A 14,851-nucleotide genomic window follows, 5' to 3' on the forward strand; every position below is an offset into this window, starting at 1 on the left:
TTATAAATTTTTTTTAATATTTCTTAAATAAAAAGATAAAATTAGTCCTAATAAAAACATTATAATACTTAAAATTTGGCCCATACTCATACCAAAAGCAACAAAGCCTATACCAAAGTCAGGCTCTCTATAAAACTCACAAACAAAACGCGCTAAAGCATAAAAAATTGTATAATAAGCAATAAGCTCTCCATTGTATTTTTTATATTTTTTTATCAATAATAAAATGATAAAAACTATAAAACCTTCTAAAAATGCTTCATAAAGTTGCGAAGGATGACGCAATATCCCATCTACATAAATACCCCAAGGTACATCCGTAGCTCTACCAAATAGCTCTTGATTTAAAAAATTTCCAATACGCCCAAAAATATAACCACATGGCACACTAATAGCAACCAAATCTAAATATTTCCATAAATTTTGTTTATTTTTTTTACAAAAAGCATAAGTTGCTATTAAAAATCCTATAACAGCACCATGATAACTCATACCTCTAATTCCTACAAATTCTCCATTATAAAAAGGATTAAAAATTTGCCAAGGATGCGTAAGATACCATAAAGTATTTGCATCATAAATTAAAATATAACCCAATCTTGCACCTAAAATTACACCAATTTCAACCCATATAAAATAACTATCAAGCATAGCTTTTGAAATTCCCATATTGTCTTTAATAGCATAGTATTTTGCAACCATTAAAGCAACAAGTAAGGCTAATACATACATAATACCATACCAATGCACTTTTAAACCAAAAATTTCAAAAGCCACTACATCAAAATTTGCATAAATATTTTGCCAAAATTCCATAAAAAAGCCTTTATAATAAAACACATAATATAACAAAAAATTGTATAATTATAAAAATAACAAGGAGAGAAAATGAAAAAAATATTATTATTTTTTAGCATAATTTTATTTTTAAGTGCTTGCACTGGTAATCAAAAAACTTATTATATTTCTATGCCAAGTTTTAAAAGTTCTTTTGAAGAACATAACAATACAAAAGAAAATAGCCCAAAAGTTAAAATCAATGAAATAGAAATTATTAAAAATACTTTTTATAGTTCTTATTTTGAACAATCTACCCTAAATCAAAGAATCAATAAAAGCCTAGAATTACTAAAAAAACAGCTATTTAAAGATAGTAAAGCACTATTAGAAAGTAAAGGATATACTATAGATAATGAAAATCCTGATTATGTTTTTAATATTACCATCAGTGCTAACTTATATGAGGATAAAGTTACAAGAAATTCAAGTCTTGGAGGCGATAGTGTAGAATCTTCTTTTATGATTATTTTAGAAGCTCAAAGTCATTTAAATAATTTGCATCAAGAAGATACTTTCCAAAGCACAACAAGCTCTGCAAAATTAAATGATCCTATTATTTTAAACTATCCTATAAAAGGTCAAGCAAGTATAGAAAGTTTTAGACAAGTTTATAGTGCTGTCCCAACCCAAGTAAATGAAAGTCTTGCAGCTAGTGCTTTGGAAATTGATAAAGTTTTTATTGCTTTTTACAAAGAAATCACTTCTAGTTTAAAAACCAATATAAAAGAAATTAAGGAAGAATCAAAAGTACAAGAAAATTTAGAAGCTCAAGATATAAAACAAGATAGTAAAAAGGAAGAAAAAATCTCTCCTTATCAAAATAATGAAGTAATTATTTTTGAATAGCTAAAGCATGAAACACTTTGATTCTAAATTTAAGATCAATGTGTTTTTCTTCTGATTTAAATTCAACAGGCGTACTTATTTCTATTAAATTTTTATATCTTTGTAAATCATTTAAAAAAGAATAAAAAGCTTGTGGATTCTTCATCTTTACGCTAACTCCAAATTGATATTTTAAATATTCTTGTCTTTTTTTAATAGGAATAAGATTTATTTTAACATCATCAAAATAATTTTTCATAAAATCCATTAATTCTTTTTGAGAAAATTCCGCATTGATTTGAGCTAAATTTTGCGCGTTTGTACTTTGAAAATCTCTAATAACCTTTTCCAAAGCTTGTAATTCATTTAATGCTTTGGTATTTTGAATTTGTTGAGCGGTTAATCTGGAATGTTCGATTTTATAATCCTTCAAAAAAGGTACAATTAAGAATAAAATCAATATTGCACAAAGTGCAACAAATGAAAAAGAATAAATCAATATCTTTAATATATCAGCTTCTTCTAAGCTCTTATCTTTTTTGTTCATACATTTCCTCTGGTATAGTAATATTTACACTAACAAAGCGATACCACCCATTTTCTAATTGATAATAGCTTGTTTGAGAATTTGAAAAAATACTTCTTAATGGGGCTTCCAACAACAAGGCAAACATTTCTTTAGTAGGTGTAATACCTCTTAAAATAAGCGACCTATCTTCCATTAAAACCTCATCTAAAGATATATTTTTAGGCACTAAAGTAAAAAGGTTTTGAATACTTTTTAATAAAACTTTATTTTTACCATTCTCTCGTTCTTGTTCTAAATCCCCTAAAATCATTTCTGCTTTATTATTTTGTTTTACTAATTCTTGATATTTAAGTTTATTGGAATTAATTTGAGCTATGATTTGAGCCAATTCTTTTTTCTTATCATCAAGTTGCACAGATGCATAGTAGCTTTTAAAAACAACAACAATAAACACCACAAAAATCAAAGACACACTAATACTAGTAAAATAAATCCAAATTCTAGTAAAAAGATTAAAAACTGGTTTTATCTTAGGCTTTATTAAACTATATCTCATAGCTTCAAATCCTTAACTACAAGCTCATTCATCAAATTTAAAGTATCTATAAGCTCTACTTTTGGCTTTATAAAAAGCTCATTTTCTAAATAATCTAGCGAGGTTGCACTAAAACTTTCCTCATCAAAAATTACAATTTCTTCTAAAAAACTATTATCATACAAAGGATTATGATAAAATTCTTTTACACTTGAAATGATGTATTCTATCATTTTCATATCTGAACTAAAATTTTCTAAAGATTCCATAGGAAGCTGCTCTTCATTCTCATCTAAATCTTCAAGCTTATCAAGTTCTTTACTCATCTCTTCTAAACTTTTTAAATCATAATTTTGTTCATTTTCTTCTTCTTGGCTTTCATCATCAATTTGCAAATCAAATTCTTCTTTAATGTCATCAAAAAAATCAACTTCGTCATAATTTTGACTAGCTATATTAAAATAACTTCCAAATAATATAATCTCATTTTTACAAATTAACATCGCAACAAAATCATGATATCTATACACATAAAGGCCTATTTTTTCTTCAAAACCTCTATTTGCTATACAATGATAAAGCAAAGAAAAAGGTGAGTAAAGCAAATCTAAACCACCAAAAGCCTCATAATCTTCTTTGTAAGAACTCAAAGATTGATTGGAAACATACAACAAAGCATTATTAAAAGGAATACATTTAACATTATTTGCTTCTACTCCAAAATTAGAAAGCTCTTTAAAATTTGGACTTGGCACTACACCTTGAGCAATAGGTGTAAAAAAAGTACAAATATAATAAATTTGAAAGTCTTTACTTAAATTTTTAACATATTCTATTGCTTTTTCTTTATCTTCAAAACTTTTTTCAAAAGTATCAACTGGTTGAGATTTTTTCCAAGTATGACATCTTATAATGTATTGTTTTTCATCATAACAAATACAAATTAAAAGCTGTAAAATATACTTTCTAAAAAAAGATAACATGGTGTTTATCCTTTATCTATTTGATTTATCATATCAAATTTTTCTTTTATCAATACTTTAGCTTCTTCTAAATTCAAATTTTGTATTTTGATTTCTTCACTTAATCTATAAGTAATCTTAGAAAAAGGCTTAGGTAAGATCATTTTATCCCAACTTTTAAATTCCCAAAAAGAGCTTGCTTCGTAATTTAGCAAAAAAAGTGGAGCATTTTTTTTTAAAGCTATCATCACAGAACCATCTGAAACACTATGATAAGGTCCTCTTGGCCCATCTGGAGTGATAATCACATCATCGCCTTGATCTAAAATTTTAAAAGATTGTTTTAATAAAGCCAAAGCACCTTTACTTGTGCTACCTCTTAAAGTATCTAAGCCAAAAAAAGCAATATTTCTAGCAATGATTTCTCCATCTTTATGGTGTGAAATCATCACATAAGCTTTTTTTCCTTTAATACCCATTTTACGATAAGCAAAAGGCATTAGAGCAAGACGCCCATGCCAAAAAAGTATCACGCATGATCTTTTTGGAAGCTTTTGCCCTAAATAAACCTTTCTACAAGTTAAAAAAATCAGCCATTGTAATAAAAAAATTCCAAAGGCTAAAAGATTAATCTTAAAGGATTTCGCCATTTAACACCATACGCCTAGGATTGGTGATTTTTACTTTTTTCATTTGTCCTAATAACTCTTCACTGCCTTTAACTTGAATCAAAAAGTTATTATCACTTCTACCTGCTACAAAACCTTCACTTCTTAATTCTTCAAATAAAACTTCAAATTCTTTATCTTTTTGTTTTACAACAATTTCATCTAAAATTTCTGTATGTCTTGCTTGTAAAACACTCAAGCGTTTTGAAGCTACATCATCAGGAATTTGATTTGGCATAGTCGCAGCTTTAGTTAGCGGTCTTTTAGAGTATTTAAAAGAAAACATTTGCTCAAATCGCACTTTTTCAAGCACATCCATGGTATCTTCAAAGTCTTTATTACTCTCACCTGGAAAAGCCACAATCACATCAGTAGAAATACTCACATCTTTACACATAGAACGAAGTTTCAATGCTCTATCTAAATACCACTCTTTAGTATAACCGCGTTTCATAGCCTTTAAAATTTCACTTGAACCACTTTGCAAAGGCATATGCATAGACTTACAAACTTTAGGATTTTTAGAAAAAACCTCTAAAAATCTATCATCCATATGCAATGGATGTGGGCTTGTAAAGCGGATACGCTCTAAACCTTCGATTTCGCTTAACTTTTCCAAAAGATCTGAAAAATTAATCTTTTCATGAGCATTAGAAAATCTTTTGCCGTAATTGTTAACATTTTGTCCTAGTAAAAAAATCTCTTTAGCACCCTTAGAAACAGCTTTTAATGCTTCATTTTTAATAATCTCAAAAGGTATAGAAATCTCATCTCCTCTTGTGTGAGGCACTATACAATAAGTACAATGCTTATCACAACCTATGGAGATATTAATATAGGTCTTATAAAGGCTATTTCTAAAATCTGCAAAAGCATAATTACTCTCATCAAAATCTATATCATTACCTAAAAATTTTGGCGTATTTACAGCCTTTGTGATTTTAGAAACATTTCTAGCACCCAAAACAAAATCCACATTAGGAGCACGCTTAAAAATCTCATCTCCTAAATGCGAAGCAGTGCAACCACAAACTCCTATTTTAGCTCCATTTTTTTTGATTTTTTCAAAACTTCCAACTTCTGAAAAAAGCTTATGTACAGGCTTTTCACGCACTGAGCAAGTATTGATTAAAATCAAATCTGCTTCTTTTGCATCTTGAGTTAATTCGTAATTTTCTTTTTCTTTAAGTTCAGCTATCATATGCTCTGAATCACGCACATTCATAGCACAACCTAAAGTTTGTATAAAAAGTTTTTTACTCAAAGAATATGTACCTCATACATAAAATCTGCATCATCTAAACCATATTTGATTGTTCTATGATAAACACATTTTCCTTTTTTTTCAAAATGCTCTACTAAAGCGATTAATTGCTTATGTGCATTGTCTTTATCAAAATAGAAAAATTTTTGACCTTCTTTATCCACAGCCTTTTCAATACTTTCTAAACTTATACTTTTTGGCTTTTCATCAACAGAGGTTCTTGCTATTTTTAAGTCCATATCATCATCCTCAAGTTTTTTTAATCTGAAATTATAGCAAATTTTACTTTTAATTAAACTTATTAAAGATATAATTTTATTCTTCAAACTTTTAAAATCCAAAATTAAGGTTGTATTGTCATTATGGAAAAAATCACAGATATAATTGAATCCATTGCTAATGAGAAAAATTTACAAATAGAAGATGTAAGAGAAAGAGTTAAAAAAGCACTTATTAATACTGCTAAGAAAATTTATGGCGATAAATATGAATTTTTTGTTGATTCGGGTAAAAATTTGCAACTTTATCAAAAAATCATCGTAGTAGCTGATAATGATGAAAGATTAGAAAATGAAAATGAACATTTTATCGCTTTAAGTAAAGCAAGGGCTGAAGCTAAAGATGTAGAAATTGGTGATGAGCTAACTTATGAATGTTCTTTGGAAAATTTAGGCCGCACTGCTGTAAATATCTTACATAAAGAATTAGAATATAACATTCAAAAACTCTTAGAAGAAAAAATCTATGAAAAATACCAAAAAATGGTAGGACATATGGTTTTTGGTAGCGTAGTAAGAGTAGATAGTGAAGAAAATACTTATGTGGAAATTGATGAGTTTCGTGCATATTTACCTAGAAAAAATCGTATCAAAGGTGAAAAATTTAAAGTAGGCGATGTGATTAAAGCTGTGATTAGACATGTATATATTGATAAATCAGGTATGAGAATGGAGCTTAGTAGAACTAGCCCTAAATTTTTAGAAGCTTTATTAAAAGCTGAAGTTCCTGAAATCAAAGATGGCCTTATAAATATTTATGCAAGTGCAAGAATTCCAGGCGAGAGAGCAAAAATCATCTTGCAAGCTAATAGCCCGAGTGTTGATGCAGTAGGAGCAACTGTGGGTATAAAAGGAGTTAGAATCAATGCTGTAAGCAAAGAATTAAAAAATGAAAATATTGACTGCATTGAGTATTCTAACGAAATGGCAATTTTAATCACAAGAAGCTTAGCTCCAGCCATTATAAACTCAGTTAGTATTGAAGATAAAAAAGCTATTGTAACGCTAAATAGCGAGCAAAAAAGCAAAGCCATAGGAAAAAGTGGTATCAATATACGCCTAGCTAGCATGCTTCTTGGATATGAGATAGAACTTAATGAAGTAAATAATGAAGATAAAACTAATAACCAAGAAGAAGCGTTTAAAAATCTTAAAGCTTTATTTGGAGAAAATTAAAGCTGCTTACCGACAGTTTGTTCGGTAAGCTTTCTTTCTAAAACTAAATCCACTATAGGTTGTTCTCTTTTATTTGCCTTTTGGCAGTGATTTTTATCAAAAAAATCTGTGATTTTAATAACTATTTTAGCCCATCTTTTATCACGCTCTCTCCAAGCATGAGACGATAAAGACTCCCAAGCATAACCATTAAACAAAGTAGCATTGACAAAATGATCAAGCGCTCTCACACCTTGCCTAACCCTAGCAGGATTACCAAAAGTACCCACTATAACAATAAAAAGATAACTAATCACCGCCAAAGGAACGATAGCGCAAAGTAGTATAGTTCCTGCTAATTTTTCTTTCATTTTTGCCTTTTTATAAATCTTATATTCATACCATTTGCCGATCTTATAGTAAGTCTTCCTACTATATCAGGTACAAAATTTTCTTCTAATTCTAACTTATAAGTCCTTAAAATATTAGCTAAAATCAAAACAGCCTCTTGCATAGCAAAACCCTGCCCTATACACACACGCTCTCCCATACCAAAAGGCATATAAGTGTCTTTTTTAATCTTGCTTTTATCTTCATGGCGACTTGGATCAAACTCATGTGGATTTTCCCAAAAACTATCATGTCTATGAATAAGCCATGGAGCTACTACTACACCTGAACCTTTTTTAATAAGCTTATCTCTCATTTTGTTATCATTTCTTGCTTCTCTAGCAAAAAAGCCAACTGGTGGATAAAGTCTTAAACTTTCTTTAAACACATTTGTAAGATATTTCATTGCTCTAATATGTTCTATTTTAAACTCTTCATCACCCGCAACTTGCATGATTTCTTCATAGGCTTTTTGTTGCTCATTTGGAGAAATACTTAAAATATATAGCGTCCAAGTTAGCGAGCTTGCAGTGGTTTCATGGCCTGCTAAGAAAAGCATGGCAACTTGGTCTAAAATTTCATTAAAAGAAAATCTCTCATTAGTATCTGCATCTACCACCATAAGCAATGATGATAAAATATCTTCATATTTTCCTTGATCATTTAGAGCATTATCATATCTTGGCTTTATAATATCTGATAAAACCTTGCGTATAACTCCACCTGCTTTAAGTCTTTTTTTCTCACCTAAAAGATTTGAAAGCCAAGTTGGGAAACGAAACATTCTTCGCATAGCTGTTTTAACTGTTTCTTCTTGCACAGTTACAAAAGCATCCAAAACAAGTTTACCTTTTTGCTCATCAAGTTTTGATGACATAATAGTTCTAAAAATCACATCTGCAGTCACAAAAGTCATAGCTTCATCTACTTCTATAATCACTTTATCTTCATACTTTGCAAATCTTGCCATCATATCAGAAGCTGCTTCACTCATCAAATTAAAAACCTTAGAAATCCTTGTCATTTCAAAAGAAGGTCTTAAAAGTTCTCTTTGCTTTTCCCATACTCTATCATTAGTTGTAAAAATACTTATACCTAAAAGTGGTTCTAAAAGTTCATGTAAAAGTTGGCTTTTTGGATATTCTCTAACCTCATCTACCATAATGCGTCTAACTTCTTTTGGATCATTTACTACATATAAATCAAATCCAGGCATTTTTACTCTACCCATCATCATCTTATAGCTTCGCTCATAAAGTCCATCAAGCCATGATCTTCTTTTTAGTAAAAAAGTAGTTAATGTAGAAGCTTTATTTTTATAAGGCTTTGGATGAAAAGGACACTGACCCATGTTTTTCTCCTATTTGATTTTTTCTTCTAGTTTATTTTTACCTATGATAAATTCAAAAAAGTTATATACTCCTTGAATTTGTGTGGCAAATAAATATAAAAAATGTGCTTTATATTTATCTTTTTTAATTTTTTTATAATCTATGCTTTTATATAAGGTATGAAATTTAGCCGAAAGGTATTTTGGGCTAAATTGTGCTTTTACTCCGCTTGTGCGTATAAAATCAACTTGTGCAAAGCAAGCCCCATCGATAATAGAGGTAAAATCATACCATATTAAATTTTTACTTCCTAAATACTCTAAGTCTTTTCTAAACTCAAAAGATTTTTTTTGATAGCTTACCAAAGGTATGCACTCACCTAAAGTTAAAACCTTTAAATTTTCAAAAGAAATATTTTCTTTTTCACATTTTCTAAGCACTTTTGCTAAAACATTTATGCAAAGTACCGTTCCTACGCTATGTGCGCTTAAGATAATCTCATAATTTTTATCTTTTACATTTTCTTTTAGTTTTTCAAAAATAACCCTAGCAAAATCATCCATTCTTAATTCAAGTTCGCCTTGAGAATTTTTCTCCCAGTTTGCGCAAAAAGAACAAATTCTAGCTATCCAAAAAACAGCTAATTTCTTGCCTAATTTATAAAGCATTTTTGGTAAAAACACTAACGATAAAACAAAAGCTAAAATTCCTAGAATAATATGAAAATTTTGCAAATAAAATAAACTTCCAAAAGCACAAAATAAAGTAAAAATCAAACTCAAAAGTACATAAAAAAATGGATAATAACCTGTGATGAGTTGGTGTGGAGATTCTTTACCAAATTTTAAAAAAAGCCCTGTGATGGTATAAATTCTAAAAAAACTATAACAATCACTCAAAGCATCTTTTATACCTTCTGACCAGTTTTTTTTGACTATATCATTCCAGCTTAAAAAGGTATAAGTAGTGCTTGTATGTGGGGTTTGAATTTGCCAAAAAGCATATGCATTAACTTGAGCTTTTGATAAAGTATAATCGTATTTTAAAAGTATATTTTGCTCAGCTAAATTTTTTTTAAACATAGCATAATAATGCCTATATCCTCTAGGATCATAACCGGCTATATAAAAAACATCTCTTTTTTGACACAATTTATCCATTAAAATCCCAAATAAACTCAAAATGAATTTAAAAATATAGCTAAAGTTGTTATCTTTGTCAAATGCTTATTTAAAGGCAAAATGAGGTGTTTTTACTCTGAAATTATTCATTAAAAAATATTTTATAAAATAAATAAAAATTTATAAACAAGAAAGAACTTATGGATGTAATCTTACTAGGTGGTAGTAATAGTGTAGTTAAAAATGGTCTTAGGATAGGTCTTGAAAATGAAAATGTTTCACTGCATAATTACGCTTTAGGGCTTAGCACTTCTTTACAAAATCTTTATGAGTTAATACGCCATAAAAAAACTATAATCAACAGTGATTTTCTCATCAGCGAATCAAATATCAATGATTATTTAAGTCCTGTGAGTTTAAAAATCATACTTAGAAATATTGACTATTTTTACGAAGAACTTTACAAAGCAAACAAAATTACCGTAGTGCTTATACTCCCCATACCAGCTTGTAATGATAAATCAAAAGCTATCAATGAAGCTCATAGGAAAAATTGTGCTTATTATGGTTTTAATCTAATCGATGTAGACTTTTACTATCAAAAAAATAATCTTTATGATTTTGATCAAAACTATAAATTCCACCCTATGCCACTAGCCATGCAAGAGCTTGGTAAAAACATCATTAAAAATTTACATAGCTTTAAAAAATCTAAAGAAAAGATCATTTGCTCAAAAAGAAAATTTCACATCTTTACGCCCTCAAATTCAACTAAAATAGAGCATAAAAACTCATTTTTTTGTGAAAAAACTACAAAGATTAAAGCTAATGAAAAAATCATTTTTCCAAAAGAGTTAAAAAACTATCAAATCTTAGGCATGCACACTTGGAATCACACTAACTCATCAACCCATGCTATATCATCTATAAGTGTTGAAAACTCATCTTTTAAATTAATAAAAAATTTTGGACTTATCAATACTTTTCAAGATATACAAAATGAAAAAGCAATTTGCGATGAACAAACCTTTTTGTATGTCAATACACAAATTATCAAGCAAAGTGAGGAAAGTTCAGGCTTAAGCATAGCAAATGAAAAAACACCAAGACTTGATTATGTGGATTTAATAGGAATTTTACTTTTAGAAAATGATAATGATAAAAAAATTGAATGTAAGAATTATCTTACAAATACCCATGATTCTTTGATACCACCTATAGCATTTTATAAAGAATTAGCACTAGAATACTATGAACTAAAAAAACTTGATATGCAAACTTTTTTACAAAGTCAAAATCACAATCTTTTGCGTTTTTTAAATCATAAAGGCTTAAAAAATGAATATGAGATGTTTATCCACCAAAACAATAAACTTTATGGAGCTAGCTTAAGGATAAAAGAAAGGCTAAGCTATAAGCTTGGGGAAGCTATCATGAAAAATAGCAAAAGTTATTTAGATTGCTTTAAAATACCCTTTGAACTAAGAAAAGTCAAAAAAGAGCATTTTAAAAATCAAAAAGATCAAAAAAACCTACCACCACTAAAAGCTTATGCTGACTATAAACACGCTCAAATAGCCAAAACACACTTGCCTTATCTTTTAGGTAATGCACTTTTACAAGCTTCAAGAACTCCTTTTAAAATAGGCTATTTAAGTTTACCTTTTAAACTAAAAAAGATTGCAAAAAACTACAAAAAGAAAATTTAATCTAAACTAGTATTTTTGAAAAAATTTCCATTGACTTGGGTTTTATATATCACATAATTTCTAAATTTAGCATGCAAAACCACATCAGGTTTATATGCTCTACATTCTTTCCAAAAAGTATGCAAGCTTTTTTGATAAGTCAAACCTTCAATATCATAAAAAGCTTTACCCATAACCTTTAAAGGACTATTGTGATATAAAGCAGAAAGTCCTACTGTACTATTTATGACTATAGTACCTCTTGTATTGATTAAAAGTGTAGGTAAATGCAAATCGTGCACATATAAAATTCTACCCTCGACATTGTATTTTAAGCTCAAATCTTCTATAAGTTTAGTATAGTCCCTATAGCCACGATCCATAGGATGATGCTTAAAAACTAGATAAGACTTTGCTTTGGCATGATTAGCAAAAGAGATGATCACCTCTTCTATAAATTTTTCTGTAGTTTTTTTATAATGATGAGATAGTTGAGTGTCATTATGCACTTGCAAAATAGCTAAAAAATATTTTTGTTTTAGAGAAAGAATTTTTTCATTTAAACTTTTTTCTGTGATTTTGTATTTGTTTTTTCTATATACCGAGCAAAGCCAAGGTAAAAAGTCAAATAATTTTAAACTTCTATGGTGTAAAGAATTATTAAAATACCAAGAAAATAAAAAAGCAAAAAGCCAATATAAAAACGAAGCAAAGGCCATATTTCTAAAAGTACTTGAGAAAGTTTTAAATTTAAAATCTTTATCAAATTTTTTCTGACTTAGATAAAATTCTTTTTCTCTTGGTAAAGTGGAGTTTGCATTCACTCCATCTTTTTCAAAAGTAATAAAATTTGGTCTTATATAACCTTCTTCAAAAATCCATACTTCAATACCCATTTGTTTAGCAACACTAATGGCGATTTCATGCACTTTTCTACAATCATTATACATCAAGATAGCTTGAATTTGTTTTTCTTCAAAAAGCTTTTTATAAAAGTCTTCAAGCTCGGCTAAACTTTTAGTGTAATTAATGCTTTTAAAAGGATAAAAGAAAAAATCTCCGCCATTAAAATTTACTTTATAAATCTTAGCTTTTGGAATTCTTGTAGCAATTTTACGAAAAAATCCACCCACAGGACCTTGGAGCAATAAAACATTTCTACTAGAAAATTTTTTTAACTTTTTACTTAAATTCATCTAATCAAAATAAATTCTATCAATCTTCTTATTTTTCTTAATATATAAATTCTTATATCTATAAACCAACGCAAATAAAATTTAGAAAAATAATCTTTTTGCATTTTTAACATTATATCTAATGCAAGCTCAACTTCACATAAATTTTTACTTTTTGGATGGATATATCTTGGATAAAGGATCAAAACACCTGCAACTAACTCTTCTAAACTAAGCACTCTTGTGCGTCTTGGAATTTTATGAAAATCGCTTGTCAAACCCCAGCCTGCATAAAAAGGCTTACCATATACCACTACTTTTTTACCACGCAAAAGAGCATCAAAACCACTTGTAGAGGTTATAGTATGCACCTCATCACAAGCATTTATAGCACTATCTATACTGACATTTTCTATAATCTCATCACAGTATTTTAAAATAATGCTTTTATCTTTTAAACCTTTGCGGTTACCGCTTAAAACATCAGGGTGAGGTTTAAAAATTATAAAGGCATTTTCATTGGCCTTTCTTACACTTTGTAAAAGTTTTAAGGTATCATAACCTGCACCACCTAAGATCATAGAAGCATCATCTTCTACTTGAGCAGGGATTAAGATGATTTTTTTATTGGTGTTAAAATTTAGCTTTTCATGTTTTAAGCCATTATACTTTGAAAATTTATTTTGCGTAATGGTAATGATGAGCTTTTTAGCTCTTTGTTTTAAACTCTCATCAAAAATGTGATTTTGCAAAATATCTTCTAAATCACTTGACTTACTTGGATCAACATATAGGCCTTTGCTATCTATTATCAAAGAAAAAGGACGTGTGAGATCTGAACCTAAAAAAACTGAGCGTAAAAAGCCATCTTCTACTAAGAAAATTTCATTATTAAAATCTTTATCTAATAAAAATTTATCATATTTTTTACCCCAAATGAAAATTTTATCTTCAAGATTTAAATTCGCTTTGTAAAGTTCATCTAATGAGTTTAAAAAAATGATTTTATTATTCTTAGCTTTAAAAAATGGCTTCATAAACCAACGCTTCCACAAAGTAAAACCCAAAAAATACAAAGTATTTGAATTAGCTTGTTCTATCTTTTTGTACTTTGCTAAAGTATGAATAGTGTCAAAAATATCACTTTTTTGATTTAAGTAAGGATTAAAATACTCACTATATAAAATATAAGTAGCATAAAAAACCTCTTCTAAAGTTCTTTTTTTAAGCCTTCTTTTACACGCTTGCTTATCTTGAGTTAAACCCCAACCTGCATAAAATGGCACGCCATAACACACACATTCACATCCCAACATCAAAGCTTCAAAGCCCATTCCAGAAGTTTTCGTATAAACTTTTTTAAAATAACTTAATAACTCCATAGGGTTATAATTTTCTTTTATAACTACACATTTACTTAGTAAATCTTGTGCGTTAAAATCACTTTGTTTTTTACCACTTAATACATCGGGATGAATTTTAATGTATATTTTAGCATTTGGATTTTCTATGATGGCTTCATTTATGATATCTTGAGTTAAAAAACTATCAGCTAAACCAAATTTAAGAGAAGTATCATTTGCTACTTGTGTGATGATTAGTACACGTTCCTCGCTACCACCGAAAAGCTCTTTTGGTACGCAAAGATTATTATTATACTTGCTAAGTTTTTCTTTTTTTATAAGCTCTATAACTTTTTTTGCTTGCTCTAGTTCTTCGGTGCTAAACTCATAAGTGTTTAAAATATTTTCAAGTTTAGATGGTGCAGTTGCATCATAGTAAATTCCCATATCATCTTTGACGATAGAAAAACTTGGACTATTTTCTACACCCAAATTCAATGAGCGCAAAAAACCATCTTCTAAAAGTAGAAATTTTGCATTATGTTTTTTAGCTAGTTCTATAGCTTTTAAACCGGATTTTTTTCTACCCCAACCTACAAAAACATCTTCTTTTGTGATGTTTTTATAGGCACTATATAAAGTTATTTTGCAAAAATTTTTTACATTTTCTTTTAATCTTTTAGATGTGGTATAGAATCTCATAATAACTGTTTTACAATCATATTAACTTTTTCATTTAAATTTCCT

At 28.7% G+C, this 14,851-nt stretch carries 15 protein-coding genes; 3 read left to right on the plus strand and 12 right to left on the minus strand.

The features are described from left to right. Window positions 1-816: a prolipoprotein diacylglyceryl transferase gene (gene lgt / locus L8W40_RS03265; RefSeq protein WP_263664654.1), complete on the minus strand. Its 816-nt coding sequence runs from the start codon at window positions 814-816 to the stop codon at window positions 1-3. 72 nt (window positions 817-888) lie between these two features. On the opposite strand from lgt, the gene L8W40_RS03270 reads away from it, so the two are divergent. Next, window positions 889-1,686, plus strand: coding sequence for a membrane lipoprotein lipid attachment site-containing protein (locus L8W40_RS03270; protein WP_263659466.1), 798 nt, complete (start codon window positions 889-891; stop codon window positions 1,684-1,686). Here the strand turns inward: L8W40_RS03270 and L8W40_RS03275 are convergent. The 6 genes from L8W40_RS03275 to L8W40_RS03300 are packed head-to-tail and all read right to left on the minus strand — an operon-like array spanning window position 1,673 to window position 5,862. Beyond that, window positions 1,673-2,212 carry a hypothetical protein gene (locus tag L8W40_RS03275; protein WP_263664655.1) on the minus strand — a complete coding sequence of 180 codons (540 nt, stop codon included), beginning with the start codon at window positions 2,210-2,212 and terminating at the stop codon, window positions 1,673-1,675. The two genes, L8W40_RS03270 and L8W40_RS03275, sit on opposite strands and share 14 nt — an antisense overlap. Continuing rightward, window positions 2,196-2,750 carry a hypothetical protein gene (locus tag L8W40_RS03280; RefSeq protein WP_133319439.1) on the minus strand — a complete coding sequence of 185 codons (555 nt, stop codon included), beginning with the start codon at window positions 2,748-2,750 and terminating at the stop codon, window positions 2,196-2,198. The genes L8W40_RS03275 and L8W40_RS03280 overlap by 17 nt, the downstream gene beginning before the upstream one ends. Continuing rightward, the gene (locus L8W40_RS03285; RefSeq protein ID WP_220701583.1) at window positions 2,747-3,712 is read right to left on the minus strand and encodes a hypothetical protein; all 966 of its coding nucleotides are present in this window, start codon (window positions 3,710-3,712) and stop codon (window positions 2,747-2,749) included. Before L8W40_RS03285 ends, L8W40_RS03280 begins: the two co-directional genes overlap by 4 nt. Before the next feature lie 5 nt (window positions 3,713-3,717). Next, window positions 3,718-4,341, minus strand: a complete 624-nt coding sequence (locus tag L8W40_RS03290; RefSeq protein WP_220566267.1) for a lysophospholipid acyltransferase family protein — start codon at window positions 4,339-4,341, stop codon at window positions 3,718-3,720. Then, window positions 4,325-5,623, minus strand: a complete 1,299-nt coding sequence (gene miaB, locus L8W40_RS03295; RefSeq protein WP_263664656.1) for a tRNA (N6-isopentenyl adenosine(37)-C2)-methylthiotransferase MiaB — start codon at window positions 5,621-5,623, stop codon at window positions 4,325-4,327. Before miaB ends, L8W40_RS03290 begins: the two co-directional genes overlap by 17 nt. Beyond that, a complete protein-coding gene (locus L8W40_RS03300) occupies window positions 5,620-5,862 on the minus strand; it encodes an HP0268 family nuclease (protein ID WP_070255886.1) in 243 nt (80 codons plus the stop codon). Before L8W40_RS03300 ends, miaB begins: the two co-directional genes overlap by 4 nt. Before the next feature lie 123 nt (window positions 5,863-5,985). On the opposite strand from L8W40_RS03300, the gene nusA reads away from it, so the two are divergent. After that, the gene (gene nusA / locus L8W40_RS03305; RefSeq protein WP_039617565.1) at window positions 5,986-7,077 is read left to right on the plus strand and encodes a transcription termination factor NusA; all 1,092 of its coding nucleotides are present in this window, start codon (window positions 5,986-5,988) and stop codon (window positions 7,075-7,077) included. Here nusA and L8W40_RS03310 read toward each other — a convergent pair. The 3 genes from L8W40_RS03310 to L8W40_RS03320 are packed head-to-tail and all read right to left on the minus strand — an operon-like array spanning window position 7,074 to window position 9,937. Next, window positions 7,074-7,427, minus strand: coding sequence for a membrane protein (locus tag L8W40_RS03310; protein WP_039627957.1), 354 nt, complete (start codon window positions 7,425-7,427; stop codon window positions 7,074-7,076). The two genes, nusA and L8W40_RS03310, sit on opposite strands and share 4 nt — an antisense overlap. After that, on the minus strand, window positions 7,424-8,797 hold the full coding sequence (locus tag L8W40_RS03315; protein ID WP_263664657.1) for a cytochrome P450: 1,374 nt from the start codon (window positions 8,795-8,797) through the stop codon (window positions 7,424-7,426). The genes L8W40_RS03310 and L8W40_RS03315 overlap by 4 nt, the downstream gene beginning before the upstream one ends. A 9-nt stretch (window positions 8,798-8,806) precedes the next feature. Continuing rightward, on the minus strand, window positions 8,807-9,937 hold the full coding sequence (locus L8W40_RS03320) for a DUF829 domain-containing protein (RefSeq protein ID WP_263664658.1): 1,131 nt from the start codon (window positions 9,935-9,937) through the stop codon (window positions 8,807-8,809). Between the two features lie 161 nt (window positions 9,938-10,098). Between L8W40_RS03320 and L8W40_RS03325 the strand changes: the two genes are divergently transcribed. Further along, a complete protein-coding gene (locus L8W40_RS03325; RefSeq protein WP_263664659.1) occupies window positions 10,099-11,607 on the plus strand; it encodes an SGNH/GDSL hydrolase family protein in 1,509 nt (502 codons plus the stop codon). Here the strand turns inward: L8W40_RS03325 and L8W40_RS03330 are convergent. Both L8W40_RS03330 and L8W40_RS03335 read right to left on the minus strand, forming a co-directional pair. Next, window positions 11,604-12,782, minus strand: a complete 1,179-nt coding sequence (locus L8W40_RS03330) for a capsule biosynthesis protein (protein ID WP_263664660.1) — start codon at window positions 12,780-12,782, stop codon at window positions 11,604-11,606. The two genes, L8W40_RS03325 and L8W40_RS03330, sit on opposite strands and share 4 nt — an antisense overlap. Then, entirely contained in the window at window positions 12,779-14,806 is a 2,028-nt protein-coding gene (locus L8W40_RS03335) for a capsular polysaccharide biosynthesis protein (RefSeq protein ID WP_263664661.1), read from the minus strand. Before L8W40_RS03335 ends, L8W40_RS03330 begins: the two co-directional genes overlap by 4 nt. Between the last annotated feature and the right edge of the window lie 45 nt (window positions 14,807-14,851).

The sequence above is a fragment of the Campylobacter sp. IFREMER_LSEM_CL1846 genome (assembly GCF_025772105.1).
GTDB classification, from domain to species: Bacteria; Campylobacterota; Campylobacteria; order Campylobacterales; family Campylobacteraceae; genus Campylobacter_D; species Campylobacter_D lari_D.

Excerpts from the sequence above, each read along its gene's own strand:
- L8W40_RS03335 (WP_263664661.1), bottom strand. The coding sequence starts at position 14,806 with ATGAGATTCTATACCACATCTAAAAGATTAAAAGAAAATGTAAAAAAT.
- L8W40_RS03300 (WP_070255886.1), bottom strand. The coding sequence starts at position 5,862 with ATGGACTTAAAAATAGCAAGAACCTCTGTTGATGAAAAGCCAAAAAGT.
- L8W40_RS03270 (WP_263659466.1), top strand. The coding sequence starts at position 889 with ATGAAAAAAATATTATTATTTTTTAGCATAATTTTATTTTTAAGTGCT.
- L8W40_RS03315 (WP_263664657.1), bottom strand. The coding sequence starts at position 8,797 with ATGGGTCAGTGTCCTTTTCATCCAAAGCCTTATAAAAATAAAGCTTCT.
- L8W40_RS03290 (WP_220566267.1), bottom strand. The coding sequence starts at position 4,341 with ATGGCGAAATCCTTTAAGATTAATCTTTTAGCCTTTGGAATTTTTTTA.
- lgt (WP_263664654.1), bottom strand. The coding sequence starts at position 816 with ATGGAATTTTGGCAAAATATTTATGCAAATTTTGATGTAGTGGCTTTT.
- L8W40_RS03285 (WP_220701583.1), bottom strand. The coding sequence starts at position 3,712 with ATGTTATCTTTTTTTAGAAAGTATATTTTACAGCTTTTAATTTGTATT.
- nusA (WP_039617565.1), top strand. The coding sequence starts at position 5,986 with ATGGAAAAAATCACAGATATAATTGAATCCATTGCTAATGAGAAAAAT.
- L8W40_RS03310 (WP_039627957.1), bottom strand. The coding sequence starts at position 7,427 with ATGAAAGAAAAATTAGCAGGAACTATACTACTTTGCGCTATCGTTCCT.
- L8W40_RS03330 (WP_263664660.1), bottom strand. The coding sequence starts at position 12,782 with ATGAATTTAAGTAAAAAGTTAAAAAAATTTTCTAGTAGAAATGTTTTA.
- L8W40_RS03320 (WP_263664658.1), bottom strand. The coding sequence starts at position 9,937 with ATGGATAAATTGTGTCAAAAAAGAGATGTTTTTTATATAGCCGGTTAT.
- L8W40_RS03325 (WP_263664659.1), top strand. The coding sequence starts at position 10,099 with ATGGATGTAATCTTACTAGGTGGTAGTAATAGTGTAGTTAAAAATGGT.
- L8W40_RS03275 (WP_263664655.1), bottom strand. The coding sequence starts at position 2,212 with ATGAACAAAAAAGATAAGAGCTTAGAAGAAGCTGATATATTAAAGATA.
- L8W40_RS03280 (WP_133319439.1), bottom strand. The coding sequence starts at position 2,750 with ATGAGATATAGTTTAATAAAGCCTAAGATAAAACCAGTTTTTAATCTT.